This is a genomic window from Paenibacillus sp. FSL H8-0175 (assembly GCF_045040615.1).
Taxonomy (GTDB): domain Bacteria; phylum Bacillota; class Bacilli; order Paenibacillales; family Paenibacillaceae; genus Paenibacillus_AQ; species Paenibacillus_AQ odorifer.
Map to the genome: position 1 here is coordinate 908,395 of NZ_CP150299.1, position 16,556 is coordinate 924,950.

12 protein-coding genes are annotated in these 16,556 nt (G+C 42.8%); 11 read left to right on the forward strand and 1 reads right to left on the reverse strand.

The genetic code is table 11. The annotated features are described in order from the left end of the window. The first annotated feature begins 24 nt into the window (after positions 1-24). The 7 genes from MHH46_RS03975 (at position 25) to MHH46_RS04005 (ending at position 9,357) form a co-directional block, all read left to right on the forward strand. Positions 25-1,722: a hypothetical protein gene (locus tag MHH46_RS03975; protein ID WP_076190117.1), complete on the forward strand. Its 1,698-nt coding sequence runs from the start codon at positions 25-27 to the stop codon at positions 1,720-1,722. Between the two features lie 112 nt (positions 1,723-1,834). Next, positions 1,835-3,715, forward strand: a complete 1,881-nt coding sequence (locus MHH46_RS03980) for a PAS domain S-box protein (RefSeq protein WP_076190118.1) — start codon at positions 1,835-1,837, stop codon at positions 3,713-3,715. Between the two features lie 233 nt (positions 3,716-3,948). Next, positions 3,949-4,293, forward strand: a complete 345-nt coding sequence (locus tag MHH46_RS03985; RefSeq protein WP_076128602.1) for a YojF family protein — start codon at positions 3,949-3,951, stop codon at positions 4,291-4,293. Positions 4,294-4,316: 23 nt separating this feature from the next. Next, positions 4,317-4,970 carry a bacillithiol biosynthesis deacetylase BshB2 gene (gene bshB2 / locus MHH46_RS03990; RefSeq protein WP_038574105.1) on the forward strand — a complete coding sequence of 218 codons (654 nt, stop codon included), beginning with the start codon at positions 4,317-4,319 and terminating at the stop codon, positions 4,968-4,970. A gap of 239 nt (positions 4,971-5,209) precedes the next feature. Continuing rightward, positions 5,210-7,081 (forward strand): flagellin, encoded by a 1,872-nt coding sequence (locus MHH46_RS03995; RefSeq protein WP_405132567.1) that lies wholly within the window; start codon positions 5,210-5,212, stop codon positions 7,079-7,081. A gap of 165 nt (positions 7,082-7,246) precedes the next feature. Beyond that, a complete protein-coding gene (locus tag MHH46_RS04000; protein ID WP_076190120.1) occupies positions 7,247-8,620 on the forward strand; it encodes a hypothetical protein in 1,374 nt (457 codons plus the stop codon). Between the two features lie 80 nt (positions 8,621-8,700). After that, positions 8,701-9,357 (forward strand): M48 family metallopeptidase, encoded by a 657-nt coding sequence (locus MHH46_RS04005; protein ID WP_038574107.1) that lies wholly within the window; start codon positions 8,701-8,703, stop codon positions 9,355-9,357. Between the two features lie 58 nt (positions 9,358-9,415). Here the strand turns inward: MHH46_RS04005 and MHH46_RS04010 are convergent, their stop codons facing one another. Continuing rightward, entirely contained in the window at positions 9,416-11,113 is a 1,698-nt protein-coding gene (locus tag MHH46_RS04010; RefSeq protein ID WP_076190121.1) for a PucR family transcriptional regulator, read from the reverse strand. Positions 11,114-11,654: 541 nt separating this feature from the next. Here MHH46_RS04010 and MHH46_RS04015 point away from each other — a divergent pair. From MHH46_RS04015 to MHH46_RS04030, 4 genes are all read left to right on the forward strand, one after another. Beyond that, complete coding sequence (locus MHH46_RS04015; RefSeq protein ID WP_081387732.1) at positions 11,655-12,365, forward strand: DUF2877 domain-containing protein; 711 nt, start codon at positions 11,655-11,657, stop codon at positions 12,363-12,365. Between the two features lie 3 nt (positions 12,366-12,368). Beyond that, positions 12,369-13,913: an acyl-CoA synthetase FdrA gene (fdrA, locus tag MHH46_RS04020; protein WP_076190122.1), complete on the forward strand. Its 1,545-nt coding sequence runs from the start codon at positions 12,369-12,371 to the stop codon at positions 13,911-13,913. Between the two features lies 1 nt (position 13,914). Then, positions 13,915-15,345 (forward strand): DUF1116 domain-containing protein, encoded by a 1,431-nt coding sequence (locus tag MHH46_RS04025; protein WP_076098692.1) that lies wholly within the window; start codon positions 13,915-13,917, stop codon positions 15,343-15,345. An 89-nt stretch (positions 15,346-15,434) separates the two neighbouring features. Further along, entirely contained in the window at positions 15,435-16,541 is a 1,107-nt protein-coding gene (locus MHH46_RS04030; protein ID WP_256717160.1) for a xanthine permease, read from the forward strand. The last annotated feature ends 15 nt before the right edge of the window (positions 16,542-16,556 follow it).

The window sequence follows — 16,556 nt, forward strand, 5'->3', positions numbered from 1 at the left end:
TATGTTTAAATGGAGGAAAGACGGATGAAGAGGATTTTTAGTGTTTTGCTAATTGTATTACTGGTTACACCAGCACTCGGCACTACTACCTTTGCGAGCAGTACGGTGAAGGCTAAGGTAACCGAGAGCAGTACATATTTTGATGGAGAACAGCGGAACCTGAATGGGTTCAACATATCGAATAACAATTATTTCAGACTACGCGATTTGGCAGAGTATTTCTCGGGAACGAGTAGCCAGTTTGATATCACTTGGAATAAAGCGAACAATGCGATTGAGATCATAACTGGACAAGCTTATACGCCCGAAAAGAAAACAACAAGTAACTATTATAGCCGCAATAGAAATTATGCAGCTACGCTTTCAAATTCTAAGGTGCTGGTCAATGGACAGTTGCAGTCTATTACGGCGTACAATATTGATGATAACAATTATTTTCAGTTGAGAGATTTGGCGGGTAAAATTCCGTTCGATATTGAATTTGACGTTCAGTCTGATCGCATATCGTTATTCTCCACAATCCCAGATCATGCTTACCGGGTAAAGACGGCGGCTGTAGCTGAGAGTAATGCGGAATCTTCTTATTTTCCTAGATGGAAAAGTACGGCCTCTTCTTATCTTGTGAATAATAAGGATGGGACTGTAAGTGTTATTGAGGCGAACAAAGAGTTTACGATTGAAACGTACAATGAGAAGTACGAACTAACAGGCAATAAGAGCATTCCTTTTGAGCTTCCGGTGTTTGGTGGCTTCTTTAGTGGGGAGAAGTATAACTATATTGCTTTTGGCCAAGAGAACCGCGAAGAGAATGATAACAAAGAAGTCATTCGTATTGTCCGTTATGATAAAAGTTTCAATAGAGTAGACAGTGTCTCCATAAAGGGTGGGGAGAGCTATACCGTTAGCCCGTTTGATTCAGGCTCCGGTAGTATGGCTGAGGCTGGAGATACGCTTGTATTTCACACCTCACGTACAAGATACACGACAGAAGATAAATTAAATCATCAATCCCAGCTTACCATTATCGTAAATACTAAATCCATGACCGTGACCAATGATCTGGGAAGATTCCAGAAGAATCATGTCAGTCACTCTTTTGACCAATATGTATTGTTTGATGGTGCAGCGCATGTTTTAGTCGATCATGGCGACGCTTATCCCCGTTCGATTGTTCTGAATAAAGGAGACGGAGCCAGTTATAACGAAGTGGACTTATTTAATATTCCCGGCAAAATCGGAGCGAACGCGACGGGTGTTTCTATAGGCGGATTTGAGATGTCCCCGGCGAACTATATAGTCGCTATGAATTCGGTAGATCATTCACTGGTCAAAGAGTATACATCTTATGAGATGGTGGGTTTAGAAACGGACCAAAGGGATGTCATGCTTAGTGTGTTGCCCAAGTCCAACCTGAGCAGTACTTCGGTGAATCACATTACCTTGGCTAAATATGTAGGCACGAACCTGATCGCGTCCATCCCTAAGCTAGTAAAAATCACAGACGACAAAATGATGGTGCTGTGGCAGGAGTTTGATAAAGAGAATCATCCGGGTGATCTGAAATATGTTCTTATAGATGGAGCGGGAAAAGCTACTAGCGAAATCCAAACGATCAAGCATTTTGCCTTATCAGAGTGCAGTCCTATTATTAGTGGAGACAAAATCATTTGGTATACGAACAATAAAGGATCCAGAGTGTTCTATTCGATCCCGTTAAATTAACGGATTCAATTAATAACAAAGTGGGTAAATTAGACTATAAGCTATAAATAGGACCTTCTAAATAGAAGGTCTATTTTTTCACGCAAAAATCACATCATCCATGGAGGTCGCTATGCATCGCGTAAATCTAAACCAGGAACAATTCAACCAACAGGTGATTAATCACGCCTCCTTTGGGATCGCCCTTTTATCGCCAAATGGTTTGATTCTGACCGTAAACCCGGCCTTTGAGCAGACTTTTGGTTATTCCACTGAAGAGTTTGAGGGTATGCGGTTAGAAGACCTTTCTCACCCCGAGGATTTCGGCAACCTTCATGATTTAAAAGCAGTTTTGGGTGAGGAAACAGAAGTGCAGATGGAAAAGCAGTTTATCACAAAAAATGGAGATTATATTTGGGGACAGCTCACGCTCCACCTATTCAGCGACGAGTCGAACCAGCCAGCATACTTCATTTGCCAAATCGTTAACATTACAAAGCAAAAGGAATCCGAGCAACGCCTTCAGGAGTCTGTTGAACGGTATACGTCGCTTAAAAAATATAACCATGACGCCGTCATTTCCTTTGACCTTGACGGTCGAATCATTAACACCAATAGTATGGCGGAAAAGATAACGGGCTATGCCATCGAGTCCGAGTTGATCGGGATGAAGCTTGCGAGTCTGATTGGAGAAGAGAATGTCCAGCGCATTCTGGAAAGAGCCCTTTACGATAATACAGTTGAGCAGTATATCAATAAGCTTGTCACTAAGGACAGCGAAGTCGTTGAAGTGCTCACCAGTATTGCACCTATTTATGTGAACAATCATAATATCGGATTTTATCTTATATGCAAGGACATTTCCGAGCAAAGGCAATTGTCGCTAGCTAAGGAAGCCGCAGAGTCCACGAATAGAGCTAAAAGTGAGTTCCTGGCTATGATGAGTCATGAAATTCGCACTCCCATGAATGGGGTGATCGGCATGACTGATATTTTGCTTGAAACAGAGCTTAATGAAGAACAACGTGAATATGTAGAAATCATTCGCAAAAGCGGAGGAATCCTGCTCAATATAATTAATGATATCCTTGATCTTTCAAAAATTGAGGCAGGCCGAAGCGAGCTACAAGAGGATACATTCGATCTGCGAACTTGCCTCAAGGACAGCTTTTCTGTTATCGCAATAAAAGCTGAACAAAAAAATCTGGAGCTCACCAGCATCATAAATCATGACGTTCCTGACTTTATTTACGGTGACGAGGAACGCTTGAAGCAGGTGTTCTTGAACCTGCTAGGGAATGCTGTGAAATTCACACCCGCGGGCAGCATATCGGTAAAAGTGAGGCTTGTAAAGGAAGATCCCTTCCTGCTGGCTTTTACGGTAACCGATACTGGCATTGGAATTGATCCTGATCGACTTACTGATATTTTTGAACCGTTTGAGCAGGTGGATAGCTTTATGATGCGGAGACATGAAGGCACGGGTCTTGGCCTTGCCATCAGCCGCAGAATTGTCGAAATGATGGGTGGTGAGATCTATGCGGAGAGTGACGGCAAGAGCGGTACGTCGGTTACCTTCACAATCAGGCCCAAGAAATCAGTGGTAATCCCTAGCCAAGAGGCTAACATTAATAAGCTTCATACCGCACGTGAGGCAAGAATTTTACTTGCTGAAGACAACTCTATCAATGCGCTAGTGCTGACCAAAATACTCGAAAAAATGGGTCACAGCGTTATCGCCGTCACAAACGGCATAGATGCGGTTGAAGCAGCACGGAAAGAACCCTTTGATCTTATTTTATTGGATCTTCACATGCCCCTTATGAACGGTATAGAGGCTATGAAGATGTTAAGAGATGAGCATCAAGAGAAATGTCCGCCCATCATCGCGGTCACGGCTAATGCTTTGAAGGGTGACCGTGAAAACTGTCTAGCTGCCGGGATGGACGAGTATATCAGCAAGCCTGTAAAGCGTGAAGTCATCGTAAAGATGTTAGATCAGTTTGTGATCTAATATAAACAGCATAACCACTCAGTGATATTATCCCCTTCAGGTGAACAGTAAAAAGCCAGTCCATTACTGTTACACTTGGAGGGGATCGCTCTATCCATTGAATTACATAGCATTGCACGTTATACTTTGATGAGAAATACGGACCCGCTTATCATATAACAGATCCGTCCTTCTATAAGGTATGGATCTTATTTTTTGTATGTATATATTCAGTCAGAGACGGAGGCGCAACATTGCAGCTAATCAATCAATCGGAAGTACAAGATAGGATCGACCTGCTTAAAGATCAGGATCTATATATCCATCTTGAGATGACAACGGGAGCCTACGCTGCCCATTTAGATAGTTCGAAGCATCCAGCCGCTACTTTTATTACCAATGCTGTTATTCGATATTCCCATGGTTCGATTTCCGGCAACGGTCCTTATCGGGTCGGCTTAAAAATGTCGCAGGGCTGGGTTTACTCGGAAGGGCTAACTCACTATGAAGAGAGTGAGACAGGCAGATTGATTATGGCTGGACATGATGCTCAAGGCAAACTGATCGTATCGTTACAATTAAGCCGAGAGCCGTTCTAATGGAAGAGGAGATGAAGAGTTCTGTGGAAAAACATATTCTTGTTATTTTGCCACATCCGGATGATGAGGCCTTCGGTATATCAGGTACCCTTGCCAAACATATACAAAATGGGACCCAAGTTACCTACGCATGCCTAACGCTTGGAGAAATGGGCCGCAATATGGGCATCCCGCCCTTCGCAAATCGGGTAACCCTCCCAGAAATACGTAAGAAGGAGCTGGAGGAATCCTGCGAGGCTATTGGCATACAGGATTTAAGAATGCTTGGTTTTCACGACAAGACGATAGAATTCGAAGATCAAGTCTTGCTCGATGGGCAGATTGATGCGCTCTTGAAAGAGCTTAAACCTTCGTTGATCATCACTTTCTATCCAGGGTACAGCGTACATCCTGATCACGATGCTACTGGAGCCGCAGTGATCCGAACCGTTGCAAGACTTCCAAAGGAAGAAAGACCTCCTGTTCACTGTATAGCTTTTGCTAATAATATTGTAGAGATTGGGGAGCCAAAGGTTATCAATGATGTGAGAGATTTCCTCAAGCACAAGATGGCGTCCATTCAGGCGCATCGTTCCCAATTCCAAGCTGCTGAGCTGTTGGGCAGCAAACCTTTAAATGATAAAGAGATCCAAGCTCGTTTTGGAACAGAACATTTCTGGATTTATCCGTTTGAATGATAATGATCTAGTCAGAATTTTAGCGGTGATCTGTTGTCGGTGCTTAACCGGTGATAGATCGCCGTTTTTGTATGTGAATATTCAACTTTTCAGCGGGGGACGGTGGGAATTTAAGGCGAGGCCTTAAGACACGGGTAATTTGACCTAAAAAATTACTAAGGACTATCCGATATAGAAGATACTAACAATTGAAAGGTGATTAAATGCGAATCGGTCACAACATCACGTCTTTAAATAGTTTGAACAGATTAAATAAAAATAATAAATCTATTACAAGTTCACTAGAGAGGTTATCTTCTGGACTTCGGATAAATATAGCGGCAGATGATGCTGCAGGATTAGCAATTTCTGAGAAAATGAGAGCACAGATTCGTGGATTGTCTCAGGCAGCAAGGAATACACAGGATGGTATTTCACTAATTCAGACTGCTGAGAGTGGACTTGGAACTATACAAGATCCTAATCTGCTAAGACTACGGGAGCTTGCAATACAGGCTTCAAATGATACCTTAACAAATTTTGATCGAACATTGATTCAAAAAGAAGTTGAGCAGATAAAGCTTGGGATAAATGATATTGCTAATAACACTCAATTTAATGGAATTCATTTATTGAATAATGACCTCGAAGTAAACACGAATATTACCCCAGTACAGGGCAATATAAGTACGAACTGGACCGCTAACATACCTGCCAGAGATTTATCTAAGACTTCAGATGGAGGTTACGTCGGAATAAGAATTCCCGGTAATAATCCCTTCAAATTAGATAGTATGGGTAATCTGGTTTGGTCACAAGCAATTCCTAATATGGATGTGTATAGTATTAAGGAATCTAGTGATGGTGGTTATATTTTATTAGGAAATGATTTCTCAGCAGGGGCAATTTCCGATCAAAGGATAAATATAATTAAATGGGATGCGAATTTGAATGAGCAGTGGAGTACAGGGGTATCTGGTGTCTACTCCATTATGGGGAATGAAGTAATTGAGACTAGTGACGGTTCCTTTATTGTGGCAGGGACGGGTTCCGGTATTCAAAATTGGGATGGCCTTATGGCTAAATTTAATAGTAGTGGTGTGCAACAATCCACCTCGATAGTGGGTTCTTCACAATCCAATCCTGTTGGCTATGGAAGCGAAGAATTTAATTCTATTATTGAAACTGCTGACGGCGGTTATTTGGCTATTGGTTCATCAAGTCTCAAACTAAACGGTTCTTATACCGATAAGTCAAGCTGGGTTGTGAAATATGATAGTAACTTAAATCCGTTATGGGACACACGAGTCGGTGCTGCTGGGGATGATGAAGGTTACCAGGCCATCGCAACCAGTGATGGAGGGGCCATAATTGTTGGTTCTTATAACGACTCTACTAAAACTAGTGGATTAATCTATAAACTAGACAGTAGTGGAAACGTATTGTGGGAGAAGAATATCTCAAATGAAACTTCCAACTCCAGTCAACTTACTAGCATTACAGAAATGAAAGATGGGAATTACATCGTTGGAGGAATAGTAGATAATAATTATCGTCTTTCCATCTTTGATCCACAGGGTAATGAATTGGCTAATGTTAATCTAAATGGTGGGGGCTCTACGGATAGACTAAATAACATTATTAGTAATGATGACGGAAGTTACACTTTTTCAACTACAACTGGGATAACCAATTTCAATGTATCTTACGGATCAAACCCTGGTACCACATATGATTACAAAACAGTAAATCTTCAGGTGGGAGCAAACTCTGGGAATAACTTCGCTGTTAAATTAACAGATGCTAGAACTAATGCTCTGGGAATTGCGGATATAGATCTTTCAACTAGACAAGGTGCCGAATTAGCGATTTCGAAAATAGACAAAGCTATAAATACCGTTTCATCCAGGCGTTCAATGTACGGCGCGTATCAAAATGCATTAGAACATATCCATAATAACCTAACCAATTACGAAGTAAACTTAACAGCAGCTGAATCACGAATAAGAGATGCGGATATGGCAAAGGAAATGATGAAGCTTACCAAATACAATGTCTTATCTCAAGCATCGCAAGCGATGTTGGCTCAAGCTAATCAACAGCCTCAAGGCGTGTTAGAGTTGTTAAAATAGGGCTATACATACAGTCTATGCATTTCAGTGCATAGGCTTTTTTTAGAATCTATGATGATCTAAGAAATGATTTACAAAAAAATTTCCAGAGACTATTATATTTCTATGCGTAATATTTTCCTTTTTTAACTAGATTATTGTAAGAATTTATCTTTGGAGGTTCAAATGAAAAAGCACGACAAAATCATTTCCTTCATCTTCATGTTCATTATGATGGTGACGGCTATTTTCTGGGTAAACTCGACCACTAGTTGGTCTATGATGGGTACCCTTGCTTCCGTGGCCTGTTTCGTACTTTTTGTATTATTGGGACTCCGCACTATACCTGTTTTAACAGATTTTGTTCTGACAAATCCAGCACCTGAAGTAACTCTGGAAAATAAAACACGGGACAGAAAGCAGGCTTGGCTATATATTATCGGCTGGATAGTGGCTAGTCGGGTCTTGCTTATGTTTATCGGTTATATATTTTTGATCATACAGAATGGCTATTCCGGTGGTTTGTTTAACAAAATAGTTGAGACCTGGCATATATCGGGGATCGATGCTTCACATTATTTGGGCATCGCGGAGAATTGGTATGTGACGGAGGGAGATCCGAAATACCATATTGTGTTTTTCCCTTTTTTTCCAAATCTAATTAAAGTAGTTCAGGTATTCGTAGGGAATTATCTCGTCGCTGGATTTATCGTTTCTAATATTTGCTCGCTTGTTGCTGCCTTGGTCGCCTATGAGCTTGCCGCACTAGACATGCATCGAAAGAGTGCTATGCGAGTAGTAAAGTATATTTTTATATTTCCGGCTGCGTTCTTTTTCTTTATTCCTATGACCGAATCTCTATTTCTGGCCTTATCGCTGTTGTGTTTATATTTTGTGAGAAAAAAAGAATGGCTAATCGGATGTTTATGCGGTGCACTTGCAGCGTATACGCGTTCTCCAGGGGTGCTGTTGATTGTACCGGTTGCGATTGAATTTGCACGGGAACTTATCGGGAATTATAAATTACTAGATAAAAAAGCGTTTATACATAAACTGACCACCGCCATTGGCTGTCTTGCTATCATATCGATGGGTTTGCTGGCTTATCTTTATATCAACTACTATGTTACGGGAAATGCTTTTCAGTTCAGTATTTACCAGAGGGAGCATTGGTCACAGAAGTTCTATCTCTTTTTCGATACCGTAAGATATCAGATGGAATATGCGGTGGGCACCTTTAAAAGTGGAGATAGCCGTTCTTTTCTCGGCATGTGGCTGCCTAATTTAATCGCTATATTCTCAGCACTAATTATCATGTTTATGGGAGCAAGAAAACTACGGCCATCCTACACTGCTTATTTTATCGTGTATTTTGCTTTCGTAGTGGGAGCTACCTGGCTGCTGTCAGCCCCGCGTTATTTGCTTGTTGCCTTTCCGCTAGCTTTTGCAGCCGTTGCGCTCACTAATGAAAAGCCGAAGGATGTTGCACTCACTGTTATATCTGTTGTGGGTAGTATACTGTACTTGGCAATGTTTGTAGCGGGATATCCGGTGTACTGAGGAATCGTGTTAAAATAGGAGAACGCCTAGGTGCGTTCTTCTTTTTTATTGCGAATAATCTTATAGAAACGATGGTGGGTATGAAGATTGATTACGACAATCAGGTGATCGAGTTTAATGTTCAATATGGAAACGGAAAAAAAATCTCCATTCATATAGATTCGTCAGGGCGCATAACACTCAAGGTTCCTAAGAAAACATCTGAAGAGACGATTAAAAGTGTGGTTGAGCGTAATGGCAAAATGATTGTGGAGAAGCTGCAAAGTCTCGAAGCGGCTCGTGAAACGCCAAAGATGATCAGAGCCTACGAAGATGAAGGGAAGTTCCTGTATCTAGGCAAATATTATTCTCTGCATGAGCTTATAGAGACAGCGGAGCTAAGTGAAGAACAACTTCAGTTAAAGCTGAAAAAGTTCTATTTCTCTAGCTGCAAGAAGCTTATAGGAGAGCGGATCACTAGGTACCAGACGCAGCTTAGAGTAAAACCTAAGAGTATCGAGATTGTAGAGTCCAGGACCAAATGGGGAAGCTGCAGCTCCGATAAAAAGCTAACCTTTAACTATCGTCTGGCCATGGCTCCCGTGGAGGTTATCGATTATGTGATCATTCATGAGTTATGTCATTTGCTGCATATGAACCATGATCGCTCCTTTTGGCGACGGGTTGGAAGCCTAATGCCGGATTATAAGGAGAAGGAAGAATATTTAGCAAGATATGGACGGGCTATGACGTTATGAAAAAAAGGGTATTCCAGTGCAACTAGAGTAATGGTTGCCGGGAATACCCTTCGTTATTTTAACCTCTTTGCAGCAATCGATAGAGGTTAAGTGCCAGTTGAATCTCGAATAACTCATCTGAGTTTTTCAGATCTATATTTAGCAAATCTTTGATTTTATCAATCCGGTAAATAAAGGTGTTGCGGTGAATAAACATCGCTTTGGCGGCTTCGGTTACATTCTGATTGTACATAAAATAGTACTCCAAGGTAGACATGAATCTCGTGTTCATCGTCTGGTCATGTTCATGGATGCCTCCCAGAACTTTGTTAAAGAATGTCTCCATTTCCGTAGGCTTAATATTGGAATCCAAAAAATGATAGACAGAATAATCCTCGAAGTGAGCAATGCTCCGGCTGTCTTTATTAAACCGCTGCATGAGCCGCATAGCTTCCTGGGCCTCGAAGAAGCTTCGATGGAGCGAAGCAAGTGTCTTATACTGACTGCCAATGCCGATGAGAAAATGATTTTTAGTCATTTCCTGAGCCAGCAACTGCAGCACCTCTTGAGCAAAGGCTTTCGTATCGCTTACGGAAATTGGCGGTTTATTTTCATTTTTTCCGATCAAGATGATGATTTGCTGATTGCGATAGTAACAGATTAGCTCTCCACCTGCATTACTGGTCAAGCCATAGATCAAATTGACACATTTTTTGACCATATGCTCCATTTCGTATTTTCTATAAACCATGTCCGTGTAGTTTTCCAGCTGTGTAGCTTCAATATGGATAACTGTACAGTAATACGCATAGTTAACTTTAAGCCCATGCATAGCAGATAGGGAATGCAGTGTTTCTGTTGAAGTAATATTGCCAGCTAATAAGTCGTCGAAGAAGTCCTGCCTGATTTTATGCTTTACCTCTTCGATTTCCTTGGCTTTGATCCGGTCCAGTGCAAGCATCGTGGATACATGCTCTAACGCGGTGTAGTCAAATTCAACCAGCTTGCGTACCGTTTGCAGAACGACGATATACGCGTAAGCGTTACTGGATACAGAAACCGGCATAATGCAGCACTTGTACGGCTGTCCCTGAGAATAGTAGGTGCGTTTGATAGATTTTTTGATTTCAGTAATATACTTTGGGAAAGCTACCGTGAACTCTGGTGGAAAAACAGGCCTGTTCTTCACCAGTGGCAGGAATTCCTGAAGTGGAGATGGGTTATCCTTATGATCTGTATAGCAGAGTAGGTTCCAGTCTCTATCTAATATAAGAACAGGGTTATGGATCGTGTCGGACAATTCCGCCGATATTTGCTCAATACCGCCTCCTTCGAGTGCGATTTTGAACAGCGCATTATGAAGGTCGAGCGAGCGTCGGTTCACTGCATCGTAATCCGCGTTGGTCTTTTCGTTAATGATCGCAATGACTCTGGACAAAGTGTATTCAAAAGGGAGCTCCAGTAGCGGGAGTCCATGCTTATCAGCAAGCTCGATCATATTCTGCGGGATAGCATCGAAATATCGCTTCATTTTGATGCAGAGTCCTGCACAGTTATTCTCCACCAGCTCATGAATGAATTTATTTTGCAGCTCCGTGCTGTCTTTGAAGATATATCCGGTGGATAAAAGCAGCTCGTTCGAGGTCAGCCAGTCAAATACGTCCGGATTCTCGATGATATTAACTACGGAGATTTGATTGTTTAGGCCAGAATGCCCCGCAACGATCTTTATGCCTTCGATGGATTTGATTTGTAAGATATCTTTTATCGTTAGCATCAATTCACACCTCTCATCTTCGCCCATTGTGCAATGTGCATAGTGATTACTTGTTGTTTTTAGTGTTCTTGTATGATGACCCCCAGTGTACGGAGGACTACAATAAGGGTGTCAGGTAACGTTTATCCGTTAAACTGTGATATATTTCACAAAAATATCCTTTTTCACACAGAAAGCAGCTCAATCTTCATCATTCTTGGAATTTTATGAACTGAGTGTAACATCTTCTATCATTCATCATCAACCGTTACGGTTTTTTTATGAGAACGCTTTCTATATAGGATAACCTGACAGTAAGTGACCAAACCATTATCTACTTCCTTCTCAAGGGGGCGATCAAACGGAGCATTCTCAGAGCAAGTGTACCTCTTATTTAAAAGCTGGGATATCCAGTGATAGCGCGTTCTTTCATCGGATTCGAGAATCAAGATTTTTCGGAAATGTACACAGCATATTTGAGCGGACGATAAATGTAAGGTGCAAGGCAACTGATGAATTATATACCATTGCGAGCAGTAGGATAGATAATGCGCCTAATACTTTGATCACAGAGGTTAGTAGTTTTTCGGATCTTGGACTGGTTGTGGGAGATGAAGTTTTTGCGGAGAATGATCAATTATATATTGGCACTAAGCTTTCAATATCGATCAAGGAACTGACAGTTTGGCAGAGCTCTTTATCTATTTTTCCAATAGAAGTAAAGACGCTAAGAGATAATTTGGCTGCGGCAAGGGCTTATATCAATAGCTATGGAAAACCAGGCGGTATGAAGCAGTTTGCGGGTTCTAGCAGCTTTGAGAGAGAAACGATGCGGCTGCTGGAAGAGCGATCTTCAGGTCTTCTCAATGCCTTGGCGAATGACAGCATGGAAGAGGCTACTCATTATGCAATTCGACTAATGGGGTTAGGCTCAGGGCTGACTCCGTCGGGAGATGATTTTTTAGTTGGATTGTTTGCTGCGATCCATCTGCCTCAGAGTCCTATTAGTAAATATCAGCCGTGGTGCAGGGAAGTTGTGAACGAAGCAGCTGAATTAACGAATGAAATAAGCTATATGGCTCTGAAAAAAGCGGCTTGGGGTCAGGTGAGAGAGTTAATGGGTCAGATGCTGCATTCGCTCATGTATGAGAGTAAGGAAAATATGCTTCTTGGCTTATCGGCAGTGCTGGATATAGGTTCTTCTTCCGGAACAGATATTGCCTTGGGGATCATTAGCGGTTTGAATCTTAATCTAGAACAACGTTGGAGGTAAGATATGTCGACTAAAATAGTAATTAAAAGAAACACATACTTTGATTCCGTCTCGCTCATGTCGTTGTCGACCAAAGCGAATCAAATAGAGGGTGTCGAACAAGCTTTTATCGCAATGGCTACTCAAATGAATAAAGAGGTATTAGCGAATGTAGGGCTGATAACCCCTGAGCTAGAGGAAGCTAAGAATAGTGACCTGATGATCGTAATCAAAGCAGCATCCCCTGAGCTGGCTGAAGTTGCCTTTGAAGCAATCGAAGAGCTGTTTATTAAAAAAGACAGTGCAGTTGGCGGTACAGCGCTTAAATATCCAACAATTGAGTCGGCAGTGAAGAATATGACAGCAGCTAATCTTGCAGTGATTTCAGTCAACGGAGCGTATGCAGCCAGAGAAGCAAGAAAAGCGCTGGAGAATAATCTCCATGTCATGATGTTCAGTGACAACGTAAGCGTAGAAGACGAAATTGAATTAAAAAAAATAGCACATGAGCGTGGATTGCTGATGATGGGGCCGGATTGCGGAACCGCGATCATTGGAAATATGGCCTTATGTTTTGCCAATAAGGTTCGTAAAGGCAATATCGGCATCGTGGGTGCATCCGGCACAGGAAGTCAGGAAATCAGCGTGCGGATTCACGATTTTGGCGGAGGCATCTCACAGTTGATTGGCACAGGCGGCAGAGACCTAAGTGAACGTGTCGGCGGAGTAATGATGCTTGATGCTATGAAAGCGCTTAACGAAGACGAAGCCACTAAGGTCATTGTGTTGATTTCCAAGCCACCCGCCAAAAGTGTGGAACAAAAAGTGCTGAATGAAATCAAAAATATGCATAAGCCTGTCGTGGTCTGCTTTATCGGAGGAACGGAGGAAGCTGTTCTGGAAGCAGGTGGACATTTTGCCAAAACAACCAAAGAGGCCGCGCTAAAGGCGGTAATTCTATCCGGCATTGATGAGAGTCAAATTGACAAGCATCCGCTAAACCTTCCGCTGATTGAGGAGATTAAGGTCAAGCTGAAGCCAGAACAGAAGTATATTCGCGGGTTATTCTGCGGCGGTACTTTATGTGATGAAGCAATGTATCTAGCGATGGAGAAATACGACGATGTCTATAGCAACATTCCAAAAGATCCGGAATATCAGCTGGGTGATATCCATATCAGCCAAGCGCATACGTTTATTGACTTTGGGGATGATGGGTTCACTAACGGCAAACCACATCCGATGATTGATCCTTCTTCACGGATTGCCAGATTCAAGCAGGAAGCAAAGGACCCGGCGGTGGGCGTGATCATTATGGATTTTGTATTAGGCTATGGATCGCATGAGGATCCAGTAGGTGTTATGGTGCCTGCAATTATTGAGGCTAAGCAAGCAGCGGAACAAGAAGGCAGACATTTGGAGATTGTCGGCTATGTACTTGGAACCGATCTGGATACACCTTCCGTCCAAGAACAGCTTGATAAGCTGGTATCCGCGGGCGTTACCTATGCAAGCAGTAATACGAATGCAGGACTTCTTGCCAGAGGTTTTGTAGAGAAGGGAGTATAACATGAGCAGAATCAATGAGTTATTTAAGAGTGAACTTCACGTTATCAATGTCGGCCTAGAAATGTTCAAGGATGATATCCTGAAGCAAAAAGGCAACGTAACCCATCTGGAATGGAAGCCACCTGGTGGAGGTAAGCCCGAATTAATTGCCGCACTGGATGCGTTAGAGCAAGAGGGGATTGCTGCAAAGATTGAGGCTGCCAACAAGCTGGCTGTAGAGCGAATCGTGAATTCACAACCGGTATTGGTTGGTTTTGATCAAGCGATCAATGTCGTACCAGGGATGACTAAGACTACGATATTACATGCAGGGCCTCCGATTACCTGGGATAAGATGAGTGGTCCCATGAAAGGTGCAGTTACCGGCGCTTTGGTCTTTGAGGGCTTGGCGAAGGATCTGGATGAAGCTGCCGAACTAGCGGCATCAGGTGAGATTACGTTCTCCCCTTGTCACGAGCATAATTGTGTGGGTTCCATGGCAGGGGTAACCTCAGCCTCTATGTTCATGCACATTGTAGAGAATAAAACGTATGGCAACATCGCTTATACGAACCTTAGTGAGCAACTGTCGAAAATCTTGCGGATGGGTGCAAACGATGAAACGGTCGTTGCCCGTTTGATCTGGATGAGAGATGTGCTTGGACCGATGCTGCGTGAGGCGATGAAGTTCTCTGAGAACGGCATTGATCTACGGCTCATGTTATCACAGGCGCTCCATATGGGAGATGAATGCCATAACCGCAACAACGCTGGAACGACTCTTTTGATTCAGGCATTAACGCCGCTTATCCTGAGAACGGATTTTACTAATGAGCAGAAAATCGAAGTGTTCGATTTTGTGGCAATGAGTGATTATTTCTCCGGACCAACCTGGATGGCTCTTTGTAAATGTGCGCTTGATGCTGCCCATGGCATCGAGCATAGCACCATCGTAACAACGATGGCCCGCAATGGCGTGGAATTCGGTATTCGTGTCAGTGGAATGCCAGGCAATACCTGGTTTACCGGCCCTGCGCAAAAGGTTGTCGGACCGATGTTTGCAGGGTATAAGCCGGAAGATTCGGGACTCGATATCGGTGACAGTGCGATTACCGAAACGTATGGTATAGGTGGCTTCGCCATGGCAACCGCGCCGGCGATTGTAGCATTAGTTGGGGGAACCGTAGATGATGCCATGAACTATTCTGTGAAAATGAAGGAAATTACTACGACGGAGAATCCAAATGTGACGATTCCTTTGTTGAACTTCCGCGGAATTCCTACTGGAATCGATATTCGTAAAGTGGGTCAAACCAGCATTATGCCAGTGATCAACACGGCTATTGCCCATAAGGATCCAGGCATCGGAATGATTGGAGCCGGAATCACTCATCCTCCAATCGAGTGTTTCGAGCAAGCCATTCTCGCTTTTAGCCAGAGCATGCATTCATAGAACCACCCGCCCTTCAGGCCTATTCAAGGGCCTGAGGGCTTCATAAGCCATTGGTATGTAAGCGCTAACGATCTAGGGGGAGATTTATTATGGATCAAGTATTTATGAAGATGTTCTGGAAAAAGGGAGATTGGGCCGCGTTTTTCGGGCTGCTTGCTAACAATTTAACCAATCTGCTTACGATGATTTCATTGTTAATTTTTGTAGTAGGGTTTCCGGAAGGTATGGTTTACGGCAGAGTCGTTCCTGCGTTTGGACTCGCGATTTTTATCGCAAGTATTGCTTATGGCTGGTTTGGATATCAGCTAGCCAAAAAAACAGGCCGAACGGATATAACCGCATTACCTTCAGGACCTAGTGCTCCATCGATTTTTACGGTAACTTTTCTAGTGTTAATTCCCGTATTTAGAGAAACCAATGATGCATCATTTGCGCTGCAAATTGGTCTCGTATGGTGCCTGTTCGAAGCTTTGATCCTTATTGTCGGCTCATTTCTGGGAGATGTGCTGCGTAAGGTTATTCCAAGAACTGTACTTTTATCTTGTTTATCTGGACTTGGATTGTTATTGCTGGCTATGAACCCGATGCTGCAATCCTTCGAAACACCAGTGGTTGCTTTTGTTGTACTTGTGATCATCTTTATTAACTGGTTTGGCAAATCGCCGATATTCAAAAAAATTCCTACAGGATTCCTGCTGCTGATTGCTGGAACCGCGCTGGCTTGGATATTCGGCTTGCAGAATCCAGAAGCGATCACAACGGCTCTTTCAACACTGGGGTTTAATCCACCTGAGGTGCATATTACCAGCTTAATTCAAGGGATTCCGCATGCCTTGCCATACCTGGCTTCTGCAATTCCATTGGGACTGGCGAATTATATTTTTGACCTTGAAAATATTGAGAGCGCACATGCTGCGGGAGATCCTTATAACACTCGTAACGTCATGCTAACGAACGGGGTTGCTTCAAGTATTGGTGCTTTTACAGGTAATCCGTTCCCGGTAACTGTGTACATTGGTCATGCAGGCTGGAAATCTATTGGGGCTGGACTTGGTTATACCATAGCTTCTGGTTTCTCCATGTTAATTATTTGTCTCTTTGGCATAGGGGCACTGCTGTTGTCTATCATACCTGTTGTGGCGATTGTTCCGATTCTGGTCTATGTCGGGGTCGTTACGGCGAATCAGGTGGTTTGAGAGACACCTAAAAAT

Excerpts from the sequence above, each read along its gene's own strand:
- MHH46_RS03975 (WP_076190117.1), top strand. The coding sequence starts at position 25 with ATGAAGAGGATTTTTAGTGTTTTGCTAATTGTATTACTGGTTACACCA.
- MHH46_RS03980 (WP_076190118.1), top strand. The coding sequence starts at position 1,835 with ATGCATCGCGTAAATCTAAACCAGGAACAATTCAACCAACAGGTGATT.
- MHH46_RS04000 (WP_076190120.1), top strand. The coding sequence starts at position 7,247 with ATGAAAAAGCACGACAAAATCATTTCCTTCATCTTCATGTTCATTATG.
- MHH46_RS04005 (WP_038574107.1), top strand. The coding sequence starts at position 8,701 with ATGAAGATTGATTACGACAATCAGGTGATCGAGTTTAATGTTCAATAT.
- MHH46_RS04010 (WP_076190121.1), bottom strand. The coding sequence starts at position 11,113 with ATGCTAACGATAAAAGATATCTTACAAATCAAATCCATCGAAGGCATA.
- fdrA (WP_076190122.1), top strand. The coding sequence starts at position 12,369 with ATGTCGACTAAAATAGTAATTAAAAGAAACACATACTTTGATTCCGTC.
- MHH46_RS04025 (WP_076098692.1), top strand. The coding sequence starts at position 13,915 with ATGAGCAGAATCAATGAGTTATTTAAGAGTGAACTTCACGTTATCAAT.
- MHH46_RS04030 (WP_256717160.1), top strand. The coding sequence starts at position 15,435 with ATGGATCAAGTATTTATGAAGATGTTCTGGAAAAAGGGAGATTGGGCC.